We start from the raw sequence: 16,938 nt of genomic DNA, 5'->3' as shown, positions 1-16,938 counted from the left end.
CGTTTTTATAATTGAATCCTTGAATCATCTACAGACTTACGGGTGAATTATCATACCTGATCATTCTCAGGCATTGCACTATTGCTTCGTGCTCATTGTATTTGTCCATTTTCACCCATTTACTGAAATTAGCTAGGCATTTTCAATGCCGGCTTTCTTGGAATTTACCAAATTAAATTACGTCTTTTAAATACGGACCCGTATAGCCAACACAAATGGCCTTTTTGTAAACGTTATTCGTTTACACCATCGAAAATAAAGGGGCGAAGTTGCAAACTTCGCCCAGCAAAAAAGAAGAATTCGTTTTTTACTACTGGTCCCCGCTGGTTTTTGATACTGGAATCTAACTTGTAAGTGCTTAATATAAAGCTATGTCATTGTTTTAAATCATGGAAAATGATTATTTTTCCTTGATTAAGTTGTTGAAAGTAATTCCAAACTACATGAAGACAATTGGATGCCTGGTAATATTGCTTTCCCTTACTCAGCCTGATGCTGTTTTTGGACAGGGAAATGACCGGGAATGGCCAGCATATGGAGGGGATCCGGGAGGCATGCGGCATGCAGCCCTGTCCCGGATAACCCCCGAAAATGTCAACCAGCTGAAGGTGGCCTGGACCTACCGTACCGGTGAACTGGAACACTACCGGAATAATGATGCGGCAGAAAAAGCCGCTTTTGAAGCCACTCCCCTAATGGTGGAGGGGGTTTTGTACCTGAGTACCCCCAGCAATAGGGTCATTGCACTGGATGCCGCGACCGGTGCCGAAAAGTGGACATTCGATCCGGAAGTGAACCTGAAAGGCGATTATTCAGAAATCACTTCCCGGGGGGTATCTACCTGGCCGGGACCAGATGTAATAGCAAATAATTTGGAACGGAGAATCTATCTGGCAACCATCGATGGCCGATTGATTGCCTTATCGGCAGCTACTGGCAAGCCCATTTCTGATTTCGGCAAAAATGGCTCCATTGACCTGCGAAAGGGTATCGGCCCCATCAGCGTAACCTCACCTCCTGCAATCATTGGTAACACCCTTATTACCGGCTCTTCCATGGGAGATAACCAGCGGCTGGAATATGAACGAGGAGTCGTGAGGGCGTATGATGTAATGACTGGAAAGTTGAAATGGAGCTGGGACCCCATACCCAGAAAGGCAGGAGATCCGGCAAGGGCTACCTGGATAGGAAAAAAGACAGCCCAGACCGGAGCCGCCAACGCCTGGTCCATTCTTTCGGTTGATCCAGCAAGGGACCTGGTGTTTATCCCTACCACGAGTCCCAGTCCAGATTACTATGGGGGAGAACGCATTGGGAAAAATGAATATGCCAATTCAATTGTGGCCCTTCGGGCAAGTACGGGTGAGCTGGTGTGGCATTTCCAGACCGTTCACCACGATCTCTGGGATTACGACAACGCTGCCCAACCAGCACTAATTAATGTAGAAAGAAATGGGTTGAAGGTGCCTGCTGTGGCGGTGGGTACCAAGATGGGGCATATTTTTCTCTTGCATAGAGAAACCGGTAAGCCTTTATTCCCGGTGGAAGAACGGCCTGTTCCCCGAAGCAAGATGCCCGGGGAGCAAGCGTATCCTACCCAGCCGTTTCCAGTTTTGCCCCTGCCGGTTGGCCCGCAGCAAATTAGTGTAGCGGATGCCTGGGGATTGACCGAAGCTGATAGGAAAATCGCAGAAAAGCGTATGGCTTCCCTACGCAATGAGGGGCCTTTCACCCCTCCCAGCCTGCAAGGTACCATGGTGGCCCCGTCCAATGCCGGCGGAGTGCATTGGGGAGGAGTATCCTACGATCCGGAACGAAACCTGTTGATCACCAACATCAACCGCCTGGTAGCTGTCGTCCGCCTGATCCCCCGGGAAAAACTTCAGGAAGAGGAAGGAAAAAATGAGGCCCTAATAAGGGCAGAAACCGGACTTCAGGAGGGCACCCCCTATGTGCTGAAAAGGGATTACCTGTTTGCGAGAAACGAAAAAGGACTGCAAATGCAGACAAAACCGCCCTGGGGGACCTTACTGGCCATTGACATGATTTCGGGTAAACTCAAATGGGAAGTGCCGCTGGGTTTTATGTACGACCCTCAAACTTATCCAGACGCAGTGAATTGGGGTTCAATTAACTTCGGCGGTGCCTTGACCACAGCTAGTGGACTAACTTTTGTAGCCGCTTCACTAGATGGTTTTTTCAGAGCCTTTGATACAGAAACGGGTGAGCTACTCTGGCAGAACCAACTTCCCGCCGGGGGCCAATCATCGCCTATGTCCTATCAGTTGGATGGAAAACAATATATTGTGATCTCAGCCGGGGGGCATGGCAAGCTGGGTACTCCGCTGGGGGATTATGTAGTGGCTTATGCCTTAGAGTAAGTGGTTTCGGCAGGTTTCTTGGTTTATCTCCCCATTTCAAAGGTTTGCATTTGGGATCAATGCCGGGATTTCCGTGAAAATTGGTGTGGATATGCCATTAAAAGTCGCCTGTTGGCGCGCATTTTCTGTTTACAGCTTCGAGAATATCTAGGGGTTCACTACAGATAGCTCAGATTAACACAGATAAAAATAATGCTACTGGGTGTAGAATTTTTCTACCTCCCTTTTATCCAGGTAATACGTACACCAGGCATTTGTAATGCCGGTTTTCCTGGAATGAATGTAATAGATGACGTTTTTAACGGCGGACCCGTATTGCCATTACAAATGGCCTGATGACGAGTAGTTACTGTTTATACTATCAAAAAATAAAAAGGCGAAGTTGCAAACTTCGCCCAGTATATAAAGAAGAGTTCATTTTTTACTACTGGTCCCACCAAATTCGGTCCAGCAGGGTCACCTCCGGTACATTATCGCCATTTCTACTGACTTCATTGTCCGGATAGGGCAATCTACGGATAAATTGATCATTCAAATTGGTGTTGAGATTGGCAGGTAAGGTCATGTCTTTATAGCCATAATCAAACCGCCTGGCGTCGTTCCAGGTTTCCGGATGCAGGAATAGGGCCACCCATTTTTCCTTCATGATATCATCCCGGGTCAAGGAACCAGCTCCCATCCTTACACTTGGATCTGACAAATAAGCCTCCTTTTCGGACGCAGGCACTTCCAACATGTCCATATGGGCTTCAATTCCGGCCAGATAAGCCGCATAGGCCCGGTTGGGATCGCTGGCCAGAGCCGCTTCTGCCTCGATAAATTTTTGCTCTGCATAGGTTGCAATTAAAAGTGGGGAAAGCTCGGAGGTGTAATACTGACCGGGTATCAAGGTAGAACGGGCTCCTTGTTCCGGTGCATCGCCCCTGCCTGCGCCATTGGGTACGCCGATAAATTCCCCTTCATCCGTAGTACCTATCATCAATGGCAATCTGGGATCTACGGTAGGATAGGAAGTGCCATCCAGCGCCTCAATAAATTGGGTGGAGATCCACCCACCCAATAGCAGGTTTTCGTTGTTGATGGCCACCTGTGCCCAGGGATTAAAGCGTTGTTCAAAGAATTCCACATAAGCATCGTCATCATTTCCCTCAAAACCATTGTCTATAGCAGCGAGCACTTCATTGGCATTGACATTTGGGCTATGCAGCATAAACCTGGCTTTGAGTACATTTCCGAATTTAATCCATTTGTCTACATCCCCCTGGAAGATAAAATCGTCATCGCCGATCGAAATGGCCGTGCTTCCCTCCAGGTTTTGAATTCCCTGGTCCAGCAGGTTTAAGACCTCCGCATAAAGCTGTTCGTCATCGTCATACATCGGGGTTACCGCACTGAAATCAAACCCCTCCGAATAGGGCACATCTCCAAAGATATCCACCGTCATCCCCAGATTCAAAGCCATCAGTACCTGACCCGCGCCCAGGTAATGTCCAGCCTCTGATTCCTCTGCCTGGCTGATCAAATCCGTCAGATCGGTCATCGCATTGTACAGGTTAAACCAGGTACCGCTATAATTGAGTGGTTCCATCACATCCGAAGCACTGGCCGGATTGGGAGAAGCCAGGTATTGAACATAATTGGAGGTAATGCTACCAATGCGCTGCACGTTTAGGGCCGTCTCGTAGCTGGCATTAGTCATCAATCCCGTAATCGGAGCATTCTGGGGATTATTGGGATTCTCGTTAACATCCAGAAAGTTTTCACAGGCCGTTGCTGCGAGAAGCAGCAATACACCTAATATTGTATATATAGATTTCATAATAGCTGAATTTTATAGTCCAAGGTTCAGGTTAAAGAAAACACTTTGTACACCAGGAAATCCCAACCCGGTAAACCCAATCGCGTTTCCACCGGCACCGGCAGAGAATGATTCGGGATCAAAACCGTCCCAGGGGGTGTAGAGGATAATATTGTTGGCGGCTACCGAAACCCTGGCAGTTCTAAAGGGTGTTTTTTCCAGAATGCCTGGATTCAGGTTATACCCCAGGGTGATGTTTCTCAACTTGATAAAGCTGGCATCTTCCACAAAGTTTTCGCTGGTCGTCCGGTAGTGATTTCTCCAGTAGCCGGCGCCATAGTTGACCCCATCAGGCCCTTCTCCCTGACCCAACCAAACTTCCTGGGTGTTGGGTGACCCGTCCGCAAGCACGCCTTCAAATACCCTGAAATCTTCCCGGGCCTCGGTGAATTCATTTTTTCCAAAGGCCGAAAGAAAGTTGTGATACTGATTGTATTGTTCTACTCCGGTCCTAAAGTCTACCAGAAATGACAATTCAAATCCTTTGTAATTGAAATCATTTCTAATGCCTCCTATCCATTTGGGTACAGCATTTCCAAGGATCAGTTGGGTTCCGGTTCTCACCGGAAATCCATTGGCACCGATGATTACCGGCAGACTTCGGTCCAGAAACAGGTTATCCGGATCGGCTCCCAATCGCTGATACGAGCTGCCGAAAATATTGCCATACGCTTCTCCCTCAATCAATTTCATTGTAACCGTAGACCCGACATAACCAAACTGGCTGCCGACGACAATCTCATCAATGCCCTCCCTGATGGATTTGATCTCATTGTTATTGATGGAAAGATTGGCACTGATGTTCCAGGAAAAATCCTGGTTTTGTACAGGTGCACCTCCCAGGATAAATTCAAACCCACTGTTTTCAATTTCCCCTGCATTGGTAATGTAGGAGGAATAGCCTGTAGCATCAGAAATCGGAACCGGAATGATTTGATCCCGGGCATTGGATTTGTAATAGGTGACATCAAAATTAGCCCTGTTGTCCCAAAAAGCTGTTTGCAGACCGAATTCCAGGGAAGTGGTTTGTTCCGGTCTCAGGTTAGGGTCTCCAAACACCGAATTCCTGGTAAAGCCCACTTGTCCGTTCAAGGGAAATATACTGGGAGAAGCGTAGGTTGCCCCCAGAATATGGGGATCGGTATCTTTACCTACCTGAGCCCAGGAAGCCCTTAATTTACCAAAGGTGACCCAGGAAGGTAGCGTCAGGTTTTCGCTGAAGACGTACCCCAGGTTTACCGAAGGATAAAAGAAGGAATTGTTGTCTTTAGGCAAGGTGGAGGATATGTCATTTCTTCCGGTAACGTTCAGAAACAGGAAATTTTTATAATCCACCATTAAATCTCCGTAATAACCGACCAACCTTCGAAGGCTTTTGCCCTGACCTGCGAATATCTGCGTGGTATTGTTCAGGTTATAGAATTCGGGGATTACAAAATTCTCTCCCCTGGCCGTAACCCGGTCGTACCGTCTTTCAAAGATATCATTTCCCAGCCGGAGGCTGGTATTCCAATCTGCGTTGAATTGTTTTGTTAGGGTAATGTAGAAATTGGAGGTAAGATCCCGGCTGTTTATTCGCGTCTCCTCGATAAGACCGGTAGAGCTCAGCGCTACTTCCCCATCAATGCCCTTGGGTCCCGGAGTGATTTCCGTACGGGTATCGCTGTAGAAATCATTTCCCAGGCGATAAGAAAAAGAAAGCCAGTCCGTAGGAGTGTAATTCATATTGATATTACCGATGATCCGGTTGACATCGTCTTCATAAGTAGCAAAGCGAGCATCATAAATGGGATTGGTATTGCTATAAGTCCTCATGGTACCATCTTCATTGATATAATCCCTTACATCGGTGGTCTCGGACCAATACATCATGCGCTCCATAAACCGGTCGTGGGGCACCCTGTTTCCTCCCGTGTTGGAGAAGTTAATGGAACCTGAAAAATCAAATTTTTCACTGGCCTTTACGGATCCTGATAATTTGGCAGTGGTCCTGTCCCAGGTAGAGAAGGGGATAATGCCTTCCTGTGTAAGGTTTCCAAAGGAGCCATAGAAGGTAGCAACTTCATTTCCTCCGGAGATACTCACACTGTTATCAATCTGCACCCCGGTATTGAAAGCCCTGTTCCAGTTGTCCTGGTACCGGTGATCGGGAACAGTCTGCTGTACCTCAGAAATGGGAGCACCCCAGGAGGGCCAGAAACTGGTAGGTTGGTATTCTCCGCTGAAACCCTGCCCGTATTCGTCCTGAAGTTTGGGAAGGCGGTTTAGTTCTTCAAACCCCACTGATCCGTTATAATTGACCCGGATTTGTCCTTCTTTACCTTTTTTGGTAGTAATAATGACCGCCCCATTGGCCGCCCTTACCCCGTAGAGGGCTGTCGCTGCCGCTCCTTTTAGTACGGACATGGATTCAATGTCGTTAGGGTTGACATCAGCCATTCGGTTGGAAAGGCCTCTGGGCGTACCGGAGGATTCGATGGTCGAATTATCTACCGGAACACCGTCCACCACGAACAAGGGCTGGTTGTCTGCGCCGGGGTCCAGTGAGTTGATGCCCCGAATAACAATTCGGGCTGATTGACCCGGTGCGCCACCGGAATTGGTCACCTGAACGCCCGCTACCTGCCCCTGCAGCGCATTGACCAGGTTAGGTTGCTTCATCTTGGTGATGGCTTCGGAATCAATGCTCTGAGCAGCGTAGCCCAACGACTTTTTCTCCTGAGAAATGCCAAAGGCCGTCACGATAAATTCATCCAAATCGCCCGCTTCGGGACTTAATGCAATATCCATGGTTTGCTGGCTTCCTACCTGCTGGGATTGGGTAGCAAAACCAATAAACGAATAAAGCAATACGGCCTCGGGACCTGGAACGTCCAGGGAATAATTTCCTTCCAGATCCGAAACGGTCCCCGTACTGCTGCCTTCAATAACAATGCTCACTCCAGGAAGGGGTTCTCCATCCTCCGTGGAGGTAACCTTACCACTGACGGTCCGCTGCTGTGCCAGCAAATAGGACCCCTGCAGCATAAAGCAGATTAGTAGTAATAAAAGATAGGTAAAATTTCTCTTCATAATAAATTCCTTTTTGTGGTTAATACTACGCTTACATTTGGTGCCCGCTAATCATTAAGAATAATTAGTTATAAGTCTATCAATCTAATAACTTTCCGGGCTTGTTTTGGTTCATCCTGTTCGGAAACGCCAGGATTAAGGTACGTATAAAAATGTCAAAACGAATAAATACGGTGCCTATTTTTTAAAAAAAATATCCAAAAAATTCAATTTGCCGATCGCTAGGTTTGGTCTGTTTTGGGTAGCTTTATTAATTTAACCGTATGTTTAACGATTGAACTCAAGGAATACAAATGGAAGAAAACCGAAAAATCACCAGTACCAGCAGTCTTGAAATGGTGGCCGTGGAGAACCTGGATGCCATTCGACTAAACCTTCTCCAACTTGCCAACAAGGCAGCAGCACTCGCCTATGCCCCCTATTCCCATTTCCGGGTGGGGGCGGCTGTAATTCTGGAAGACGGGCAGACCTTTTGGGCCAATAATCAGGAAAATATCTGTTTTCCGGTAGGGGTCTGCGCAGAACGGATACTCCTGGGATACACCCATGCCAACTTCCCTGATTTGAAACCGGAGATCCTACTTATAACCGCCAAAACACCGGATAATAGCAGCTCGGCCACCGTAACACCCTGTGGACTTTGCCGGCAAAGTATCAGCGAATACGAACGCAAATTTAATTCGCCCATAGAAATTCTCATGAACCGACCAGATGGTACGCTACTTCGTGCTTACGGCATACAGAACTTATTGCCCTTTCAATTTGACGATTTAAACAAATAATGATTTCTCAGCACCTGTCCTATCCCCATCAGCATTTGTATTATTTGAGTCATCCCATTTCAGGACAAGAAACCAGCCTTTGGATTGTTTTCCACGGCTATGGGCAACTGGCCAATTATTTTCTGCGGAAGTTTGCTTCGCTTGATACCGAAGACCGCTTGCTCGTAGCACCGGAAGGGCTCAACCGGCATTATTTGAAGGGCTTTTCCGGCCGGGTAGGTGCCAACTGGATGACCAAACACGAACGAACCACCGATATTGCCAATACCAACCGCTACCTTAATACCTTGCTGAAGGATATTCGTCAGCAGCTTCCCAAATTAAAAGTAGTCCATACACTCGGTTTTTCACAGGGTGCCGCCACTATGAGCCGATGGATTTGTCAGATGGATTTTCCGCTGGACAAGGTGATTTTTTGGGGGGGAGCCCCTGCCTACGACCTGGATTCACCGTTGCTTCAGCGCAGGTTGGATGGCAGCAGGGTAATGGCCGCATTAGGAGAGGAAGACCCTTTTCTTTCCACGGAAAATTTCCAGGAACAATACTCCCGATTAACGGGAGCAGGGATCCGCGATTTACGCGTCTTCCATTATCCGGGGGGACATGAATTGGAGGCAGCCTTGCTCAAAGAACTATTTTTGATGTAATTTTACGTTATGAGATTGGTATACAACCTGAGCATGCATTTGCTGGACTTTGTCATGAAAATCGGAAGTCAGGGGTCGGTGAAACTCAAAAAGGCGGTTGATGGAAGGAAGGGCATTTTTGAATCCCTTAGGGACTTTCGAAAAAAACACCCCAGCCCCCTTGTCTGGTTTCACGTGGCTTCACTCGGAGAATACGAACAGGCCAAACCCGTGATCGCTGCCTTTAAGGAAAAATATCCCCTCTGGGCGGTCGCCGTTTCATTTTTCAGCCCCTCCGGCTACGAGCAGGTAATCAAAAAAAAACAACGCTGGGTGGATTATTTTACCTACATCCCAATAGATAAACCCTCCCAAGCCAAAAAATTTGTAGAAATCCTTGCCCCCGATTTGGTCATCTTTATCAAATACGACCTCTGGGCAAATCACCTGCTAGAGGTAAAAAAACGAAAGATTCCCAGCTATCTGGTGGCTGCTTCCTTCAGGAAGGAACAGGTTTACTTTTCCTGGTACGGCAGCTTTTTCCGAAAGATACTCTTCTGCTTCCATCATATTTTTACCCAAAATGCGGCCTCCATCGACTTGCTGGAGCAAATTGGATATAAAAATAGCACTCAAACCGGCGATCCCCGATTTGATAATGTGGCTGCCATCAGCCTGTGTCCAAAATCCTTTCCGGCTATCCGGGAAAGCATCCGGCAACCCGTCATGGTTCTGGGGAGCGTTTGGCAGGAGGACATGGATTTGCTTATCCCCTGGATTAACCAATCCGAAGACCTGCAGTTCATCATTGCCCCACACGACCTTCATGCAGGAACCATTCAAAAGTGGCAACAAGGCATTCAAAAGACCTCCCTAACCTATTCAAAATTCGAAAGCGGGGAGGAGTCCAGGGAATGGCAAGTCCTGATAATTGACAACATTGGCATGCTTTCCTCCCTTTACCAATTTGCCCGCTGGGCGTATGTGGGAGGCGCATTTGGTAAAGGGCTACACAATATTCTGGAGCCACTGGCCTTTGGTATCCCTGTTTTGTTTGGCCAGGTAAAGCGAGCCTCCAAATTTCCGGAAGCAGCTATCAGTCAGCAGTACGGCTGTGGCTTTCCCGTTAAACATAAGGAGGATTTGTTCGATGCCATGAACCATTTGAACCAAATTACACCGTATAAACAGGCCCGTCAGGCCGCTAAAAAATTGCTCCGGGACAATCTGGGTAGTGCAGAAAAGACCATTGCAATCATAAAAAACGAACATGAAAGGTAGGGTAATTAAAACCACAGGCTCCTGGTACGAAGTGCAAACTACTGAGGGACTTTTAAAGGCACGGTTGCGAGGAAAGTTCAAGCAGGAAGACCTGAAACTGACCAACCCCATTGCGGTGGGCGATTACGTGGAGCTTGCTAAAGAAAAAGATCAGGAAACGGCTGTCATTTCCAATATCCTTCTCCGGGAAAACTATATTATTCGCAAATCAACCCGAAAACAACATTTTTCACATATACTGGCATCCAATGTGGACCAGGCCTACCTGATGGTAACCGTCCGGAACCCCCGCACTTCCCTGGGATTTATCGACCGTTTCTTGGTCAGCACCGAGAGTTTCCGGATACCTGCCAGCATTCTGATCAATAAGGTGGAAACCCTATCGAAAGAAAAAGATTTGGAATACAAGGCATTGATCCGGGAAATATACGAACCCCTGGGCTACCCGGTATTGGAGCTTTCGGCCCTCAGCGATACCGATCTGACCGAGCGGTTCCTCCCCCTGCTGGAAAACAAAACCACCTTAATTGCCGGCCATTCTGGGGTAGGCAAATCCACGCTGCTCAACAGGTTGGTGCCAGCGGCCAGGCAGGTCACCCAGGAAGTTTCGAAGTTCTCATCAAAGGGGGTGCATACAACCACCTTTGCAGAAATGTTTCCCTTGGACAAAGAAGGGAGCTACCTGATTGATACGCCGGGCATTAAGGAGTTTGGAATCCTGGATATTGGGGAGCAGGAACTGTCCCATTATTTCGTAGAAATGAGAGCCTATTTGGGGCAATGTAAATACAACAATTGTACGCATGTAAACGAGCCCGGATGTAAGGTCATTGAGCAATTGGAACAGGGCTATATCCATCCGTACCGGTACGAAAGTTATTTGAAAATTCTGGACGAAGAAGACAGCCATCGCTAGGAAAGGTCTCCTGGCGGGAAAAGTAGGGAATACCAGTATTTTAGGCCATTGTTTTGAAAGCAGGGTCTTTTCGATTAATTTCATTAAAATTTTGACACGGGCATGGCAATGACGCAACAGGGAAAAACGATGGTATTGAACCATCGGCAAATTCAACAAAAGATTACCCGAATAGCATTTGAAATTTATGAAAGAAATGCCGGGGAACAGGTACTGGTAGTGGCCGGCCTGACCGGGATGGGCTATGTACTTGCCGAGCGGGTAGTGGAAAAACTCCGCGAAATCGCTCCCTTTAGCCTCCAATTAATCAAGATAGACCTGGACAAATCCCAACCAAAACTACACGAAATTCATCTTTCTGAACAGGTCCCCTTGACCGGCGCATCGATAATCCTGGTGGACGATGTATTAAACACCGGCAAAACCCTGGCTTATGCGATGGCTCCCTTTCTGGAAGCTGAAGTAAAGAAAATGGAAGTGCTTGTCCTGGTAAACCGAAGTCACAAATTATACCCCGTCGCTCCGGATTACACCGGCTTTGAGTTGGCCACGACACTGAGCGAACACATTACCGTAGATTTAAATTCAGAAGCCTCCACCGTTCACCTACATTAAAAAATGTCAGTACACCAATCTACCCACCTGAAACGGATCACCACGCATATTCTTCAGGAAATGAAAAAGCGGAAAGAAAAGATTTCCATGCTTACCGCGTATGATTTTTCTATGGCCGGAATCGTAGATGGGGCCGGCATTGATATGATATTGGTGGGCGACTCGGCTTCCAACGTAATGGCCGGGCACGAAACCACCCTGCCCATTACCCTGGATCAGATGATTTACCATGCCACTGCGGTGGTCCGGGCAGTGGAACGCGCACTGGTCGTGGTAGACATTCCCTTCGGTTCGTATCAGGGAAACAGCTCCGAGGCCCTTCGATCTGCTATCCGGATCATGAAAGAGTCCGGTGCGCATGCCGTTAAGGTGGAAGGTGGTGCCGAAATCAAAGAATCTGTGGTTCGGATTCTAAGTGCTGGTGTACCGGTAATGGGTCATTTGGGCCTTACCCCGCAGTCGATTTATAAATTTGGTACCTATACTGTCCGGGCGCGGGAAAAGGAGGAGGCCGGTAAACTTTTGGAAGATGCCAAAATCCTGGAAGAATGCGGCTGTTTTGCCCTGGTCCTGGAAAAAATTCCTGCCAAGCTGGCCAAAAAGGTGGCTGAGCTGGTGACGATTCCAGTAATCGGAATTGGCGCCGGCCCGGATGTGGATGGACAGGTGCTGGTATTGCATGATATGCTGGGCATCACTCAGGAATTTCAGCCCCGCTTTCTCCGGCAATATGCAGACATACGCAGCACCATGCACGAGGCCGTCAGCAATTACATCAAAGATGTAAAAGCAAAAGATTTTCCCAACGAAAAGGAGAGCTATTGACTTTCCAGAAAAGCTAACAAATCCTTCAAGTCCTGATTGCTTAGCCGCTGCTCCAATCCAGCAGGCATCAGTGAGGTCTCAGCCATGCCATATGCCGCAATGTCGGCCTTCTTTACCTGTATAAATCCTTCCGCCTGGGTATACAATTTGATATCATCATAACCCACATCTATTTGCCGGCCATCATACCGGGTACCATCTTTCATTTCAATGAACCAGCCCTGCCATTCCGGACTCATTTCATCCGAAGGCGAAAGGATGGAGCTGATCAAACCTTTTCTATCCTTCGATTTGCCTACATTGCTCAGGTCGGGTCCCAGGTCCCCGCCACTGCCTTCCACCACATGGCAGGTGGAGCAAAGCGAAGTGTTGGAATAAAATACCCTCCTGCCCCGGTCGGGATCGGCCGGGCCTTCAAGTAGGGAGCTCCAGGCATCTAATTCCTGAGGGTCAGGTCGTTTTCCGGTATCCTGAGACAAGGCCAGCATCAATTGCTGCCGCAGCCCTTCACTGTCGCAACTGCTTCCATCATTCAATACCCGCTCCATGGCTAGCTTTACGGCTTCTTCTCCACTTTTGGTCCGAAGATACCTTGCCGCAGCTATCGCAAGGTTTTCATTGGAAACTTCTAATAAAGGAATTACCTCTTTCCAAGCCTCCTGAGGCTGCCGGGAGAGCGCTGACAACGCCTCTGCCCGTAGATGGATGGGTTTATTTGTTGATAAACTGACCTGAAGCAGGGCGTCACCCACTTCTGGATCAGGTACATTGGCCAGGGTTTGGATAATTTCCAATTGCAGGTCTTCCTCTTTCTCTTGGGATAAAAATTCCAGCAGAAGTTCCTTCTGATCCGCCGGATCTTCGAGATACCGAAGGGCATAGGCCCTCATTTGAGAAGGATGGCTAGGATCACGGACTATTCCCGCAATGAATTCATTCGGCAATTTTAAAGGGATCCGCTTGGAGATATCTTCCTTTTTATTCTCAAATGCCACCCGGAATTCCGGTTCCAGCAATTTTACCGTTTCCAGATAGGTTTCGAATAATTGGGGTGTAAAATCTCCGACCGTAAGGGCCAGCTCCAGGTTTTCCCTTTGGGATGCCAGTCCATGACTGCCGATCCATATCAGTGCCATTCTTCTGATTTCTGGATCAGAATCTTCCAAAAATTGTCCCGCAAGCTTTGCCCCATCGGGATGTTTTGAATCCATTAAAGCCAACATTACGCCCAGTCGCACTTCCGCAGATTCATTTCCTAGTGCCTGCGCCAGTTTTTCCCGGTGTACCTCCCTGCTTAAACCCATCACCGCAGTATGTCTTACAAAAGGATCATCGGATTGGAGGTTTTTGAAATGCTGGTCAAAATTAGTCGAGTCTGAAAGCAATTGGTTTAACCGCTTCACCTTTTCGTTGGCTATAGGGGTGTCGTACAGGCTACTTTTCGCCAAAAGTTCCGTATTTTCTTTTGCCGAAAGCTTCCATATTTTACCCTTCCCGTGATTTGGATACACCCTTTCCACCCAATCGGTAAAAAAAATAGTTCCTTTACTGTCAGCGGCAAAAGCCACCGGTCGGAAATCTTCGCCCCCTTGTAAAATCACCTCGGTGGATCCTGTCAGGGACAGCCCCTTTTCCTCCAGGGCAATCCGGACGATGCTGCTCTCTTCCCAAATGGAGCAAAGTATTTGGTCATCATAATCCCGGGGCAGGTTACCAAGATTTGCATTTAGCAGCCCCGATGGCGACTCTCCCAAGGGGACCGCATAGGGTAAGGTTCCGGGCAATTCACCATCCCAGGCCAGGTAAGGGTGGATACCGCTTCCGCCAAACAGCGATTGGTAGCCAAAGTCGGAGCCATTTACCGCATGTATCAGCCGATTGGGACCCCGGCTGTCCGGATCATTGTCGGCTACCAGCAAGCGCCCGTAATTGTCAAACTTCAGGTCAAAGGGATTCCAGTATCCGGTTGAAAATATTTCCAGATCCGTCCCATCCGTTTTGGCACGAAGGATATTGCCGCCATCTCCATAACCTGATACTTCCCTTCCGTCACTGCCCTGAAAAATCCAGTGGGCTGCTCCGGTATTTCCCCTGCCGATATACATCCAGCCATCCGTGTCGAAAGTGATACTTAAAATGGCCGCATGGGCGTACACCTGTTCGGGTTTGGTAAAAGCCATCAGTTTTTCGCTTCTTTCGCTGATCCCATCCCCATCCTCATCATAAAATTTCCAGACCTCCTTAGAGGTAACCGCATACAAATGTCCTTCCGGAGAAAAAGCGATATTCAACCCCTCAAACAATCCTTCTGCAAAGACGGACTCCCTGTCCCAGTTCCCATCTCCATTACTGTCCTCATAGACTTTGATGAGATCGTGTTCAGGACCTCCATAGCCCTTTGGAGGCAAATGCGTGTGGGATTCAAGCACGTAGACACGGTCCTGCTTATCCACCGCAATGCCAATAGGCGTGACAATTTCCGGATCCTGCTTCATCAGGGTCAATTCCAGCCGCTCGTCCAAAATGGTAACCCCGTCCACTACCATGGGCTCATTTTTTACCTCACTGTTTTCACAGGAGAAAATAACAGGTACCATTAAAATGATTAGTGAAAACAGGAATAGGTCTGGGGCTTTTATATGCATAAGGGGTGTCCTTTGTTCTTTTGGAAGCGCTTTGATTATTTTTTGAGATCCGCAAACCTGTCAGGTTTTACGCCTTCTTATTTTTTTGACAGGTTTTTATTCATTAAAACGCAACTAGTGTTGACGGATGATGGCATAAAGCAATCACTAGTTCTGGTATTTTTCGAATAATTGGTAAGCACGCGTGAGGTCTTTTACCAGGGTACTTTCATTCAGGGGAGGGGCCATTTCTACCAACAAATAGCCTTCATAGCCATGGTCCAGCATTTTCTGAATCACCCCATCGTTGTCGGTTACTCCTTCTCCAAAATTGACTACTTTATGTACGCCCATTTTCTCCGTATCTTTGATGTCAACGTGCAGGATTTTTTCATGAAATTTATCCACCACCTCCAGCAGGTCCACGTTGGAACCATTGAAGTGCGCATTGTCCATACACATCCCTACATGGGTGGAATTGATGGAATCAAATATTTTCTCATAATCCTCGATGAATTCGATGTTGTTATTGGCGTGGTTTTCCAGCAGGAGTAGTACATCCATTTCTTCAGCTGCAGGGGCCAGTTCACGCACGATTTCCACCACGGCTTCAGGACCTCCAGCTTTCCCACGACCTGCTCCGGTACATTTGACCCGGCGGCAGCCGAGTTTTTTTGCGGCTTCCATCAGCCACAGTTTATGGGCGACATCCTTTACGATGTTTCCTTCTGCCCCAAAGGAACTGCCCTGCACACAGATGGGGGTCAAGCCATGTTCGTAGCAGCGTTGCTGTATGCTACCAATGCCCGAAGGGGTAAGGTTACGGCCATACCAGCAGTTGAATTCCACATTTTTAAAGGGAAGTTGAGGAATGACCTGAAATGCTTTTTCAAAATTTTCATCCCCAAAACCGTCACAGGTAATGGTGGCAATGGCCAATTCCACTTTTTTTGATTGGCTTGTTGAATGCCGGGAATTTGCCAGCGATGCTGCCTGAAAAGATGCCAGGCCTGCTACTCCCAGACCCGCTTTTTTAAGAAAATTACGCCGGTCATGCGTCGAATCCTGAAGGTTTAAGTGTTTCATGATCTACTTTTTATCGTCTCCTAAAGTACTAAAAATTCAAATCAGGAGAAGTGTTTTGCAGCATTAATCCTTCACGGTCTATTAATTTGGGTTAATTGGAAGCAGGATCAAGCCACTACATCTTCCATCTCCCAAATATCCATCTATGTATGAACGCCCGGGCATTTTCAACGCCGGATACCATAGACCAACCGTAAAGAAAATCGTTTTCGAAAACGTACAAGTCAAGGAATTCAGTTAGAGATTGATATAGTTTTTAGTTAAAAAATTTGGAACCATATAAGGTATTTAAGGGATCTTCCAATGATATAATCTGGGTGGGCAGCTCTGTTGTTTCACAGCAGAAATTCTGTTGGGTAGAGGCTACCCTTTCATTTCCGGAATCGATCCTGGTCTGCTGCTGCTTCGTCCAAAAATTACATAGAAGTTCTACCTTCCCGGGGTCATGTGGGGCCTGCATTTTCAATAAGCATGGTGTAGGTTGTCATAATCTTTTCTTTTAGGGGTTTTGGAACTGACTTTGTTCATCATGCACATTATAGTGCCTGAAAAAATAATTTTCGATTTATTTAAATGTCTCTAATAGTAGAAATATTCTGTTGTGGTAATCTGTTTGTTCTCCAACGCCACTTCCGTTTCAGCAAAGTCGGCATCAGTGCTACCTGCACCAACCTTACAGCTGGCAACTCGAGCTGGGTGTAGATTGTATGTACACCCCTTTTATCATTTTATATACTCCATCGAGGCATTTGTAATGCCGGGTCCCATGGACAAACCGTTTAGAAAATCATTCCTGGAAGCCTATGCGTTTAGCCATTGCAAATGGCTTTTTGGCAGGTCTATATGTTTACAATAGTAGATGTACAAGGATA

At 47.4% G+C, this 16,938-nt stretch carries 11 protein-coding genes; 7 read left to right on the top strand and 4 right to left on the bottom strand.

Features of this window, described 5'->3' with window-relative positions; translation table 11 throughout:
- Nucleotides 1-443 precede the first annotated feature (443 nt).
- Nucleotides 444-2,381, top strand: a complete 1,938-nt coding sequence (locus GJS45_RS14215) for a pyrroloquinoline quinone-dependent dehydrogenase (protein ID WP_162342518.1) — start codon at nucleotides 444-446, stop codon at nucleotides 2,379-2,381.
- A 424-nt stretch (nucleotides 2,382-2,805) separates the two neighbouring features.
- Here GJS45_RS14215 and GJS45_RS14210 read toward each other — a convergent pair whose 3' ends face one another.
- Both GJS45_RS14210 and GJS45_RS14205 read right to left on the bottom strand, forming a co-directional pair.
- Nucleotides 2,806-4,200, bottom strand: a complete 1,395-nt coding sequence (locus GJS45_RS14210; protein WP_162342517.1) for a SusD/RagB family nutrient-binding outer membrane lipoprotein — start codon at nucleotides 4,198-4,200, stop codon at nucleotides 2,806-2,808.
- Nucleotides 4,201-4,212: 12 nt separating this feature from the next.
- Nucleotides 4,213-7,311, bottom strand: a complete 3,099-nt coding sequence (locus GJS45_RS14205; protein ID WP_162342516.1) for a SusC/RagA family TonB-linked outer membrane protein — start codon at nucleotides 7,309-7,311, stop codon at nucleotides 4,213-4,215.
- A 293-nt stretch (nucleotides 7,312-7,604) separates the two neighbouring features.
- Here GJS45_RS14205 and GJS45_RS14200 point away from each other — a divergent pair, with 293 nt between their 5' ends.
- From GJS45_RS14200 to panB, 6 genes are all read left to right on the top strand, one after another.
- Nucleotides 7,605-8,093, top strand: a complete 489-nt coding sequence (locus GJS45_RS14200) for a cytidine deaminase (RefSeq protein WP_162342515.1) — start codon at nucleotides 7,605-7,607, stop codon at nucleotides 8,091-8,093.
- Nucleotides 8,093-8,740: an alpha/beta hydrolase gene (locus GJS45_RS14195; RefSeq protein WP_162342514.1), complete on the top strand. Its 648-nt coding sequence runs from the start codon at nucleotides 8,093-8,095 to the stop codon at nucleotides 8,738-8,740. The genes GJS45_RS14200 and GJS45_RS14195 overlap by 1 nt, the downstream gene beginning before the upstream one ends.
- 9 nt (nucleotides 8,741-8,749) lie before the next feature.
- Nucleotides 8,750-10,000 carry a 3-deoxy-D-manno-octulosonic acid transferase gene (locus tag GJS45_RS14190; protein WP_162342513.1) on the top strand — a complete coding sequence of 417 codons (1,251 nt, stop codon included), beginning with the start codon at nucleotides 8,750-8,752 and terminating at the stop codon, nucleotides 9,998-10,000.
- Nucleotides 9,990-10,916 carry a ribosome small subunit-dependent GTPase A gene (gene rsgA, locus GJS45_RS14185; RefSeq protein ID WP_162342512.1) on the top strand — a complete coding sequence of 309 codons (927 nt, stop codon included), beginning with the start codon at nucleotides 9,990-9,992 and terminating at the stop codon, nucleotides 10,914-10,916. The genes GJS45_RS14190 and rsgA overlap by 11 nt, the downstream gene beginning before the upstream one ends.
- A gap of 108 nt (nucleotides 10,917-11,024) precedes the next feature.
- Nucleotides 11,025-11,531 carry a phosphoribosyltransferase family protein gene (locus tag GJS45_RS14180; RefSeq protein WP_162342663.1) on the top strand — a complete coding sequence of 169 codons (507 nt, stop codon included), beginning with the start codon at nucleotides 11,025-11,027 and terminating at the stop codon, nucleotides 11,529-11,531.
- A 3-nt stretch (nucleotides 11,532-11,534) separates the two neighbouring features.
- Entirely contained in the window at nucleotides 11,535-12,356 is an 822-nt protein-coding gene (gene panB, locus GJS45_RS14175) for a 3-methyl-2-oxobutanoate hydroxymethyltransferase (RefSeq protein ID WP_162342511.1), read from the top strand.
- On the opposite strand, the gene GJS45_RS14170 is transcribed toward panB, so the two are convergent.
- Nucleotides 12,350-15,001 carry a PVC-type heme-binding CxxCH protein gene (locus tag GJS45_RS14170; RefSeq protein ID WP_235954765.1) on the bottom strand — a complete coding sequence of 884 codons (2,652 nt, stop codon included), beginning with the start codon at nucleotides 14,999-15,001 and terminating at the stop codon, nucleotides 12,350-12,352. The two genes, panB and GJS45_RS14170, sit on opposite strands and share 7 nt — an antisense overlap.
- Before the next feature lie 147 nt (nucleotides 15,002-15,148).
- Nucleotides 15,149-16,066, bottom strand: coding sequence for a sugar phosphate isomerase/epimerase family protein (locus GJS45_RS14165; RefSeq protein ID WP_162342510.1), 918 nt, complete (start codon nucleotides 16,064-16,066; stop codon nucleotides 15,149-15,151).
- Nucleotides 16,067-16,938 lie beyond the last annotated feature (872 nt).

Origin of the sequence: Cyclobacterium salsum (assembly GCF_010119245.1) — a bacterium.
Lineage (GTDB): Bacteria > Bacteroidota > Bacteroidia > Cytophagales > Cyclobacteriaceae > Cyclobacterium > Cyclobacterium salsum.
The sequence above is the reverse complement of the archived record's forward strand: the minus strand, read 5'-3'. Positions and strand labels throughout refer to the sequence as shown.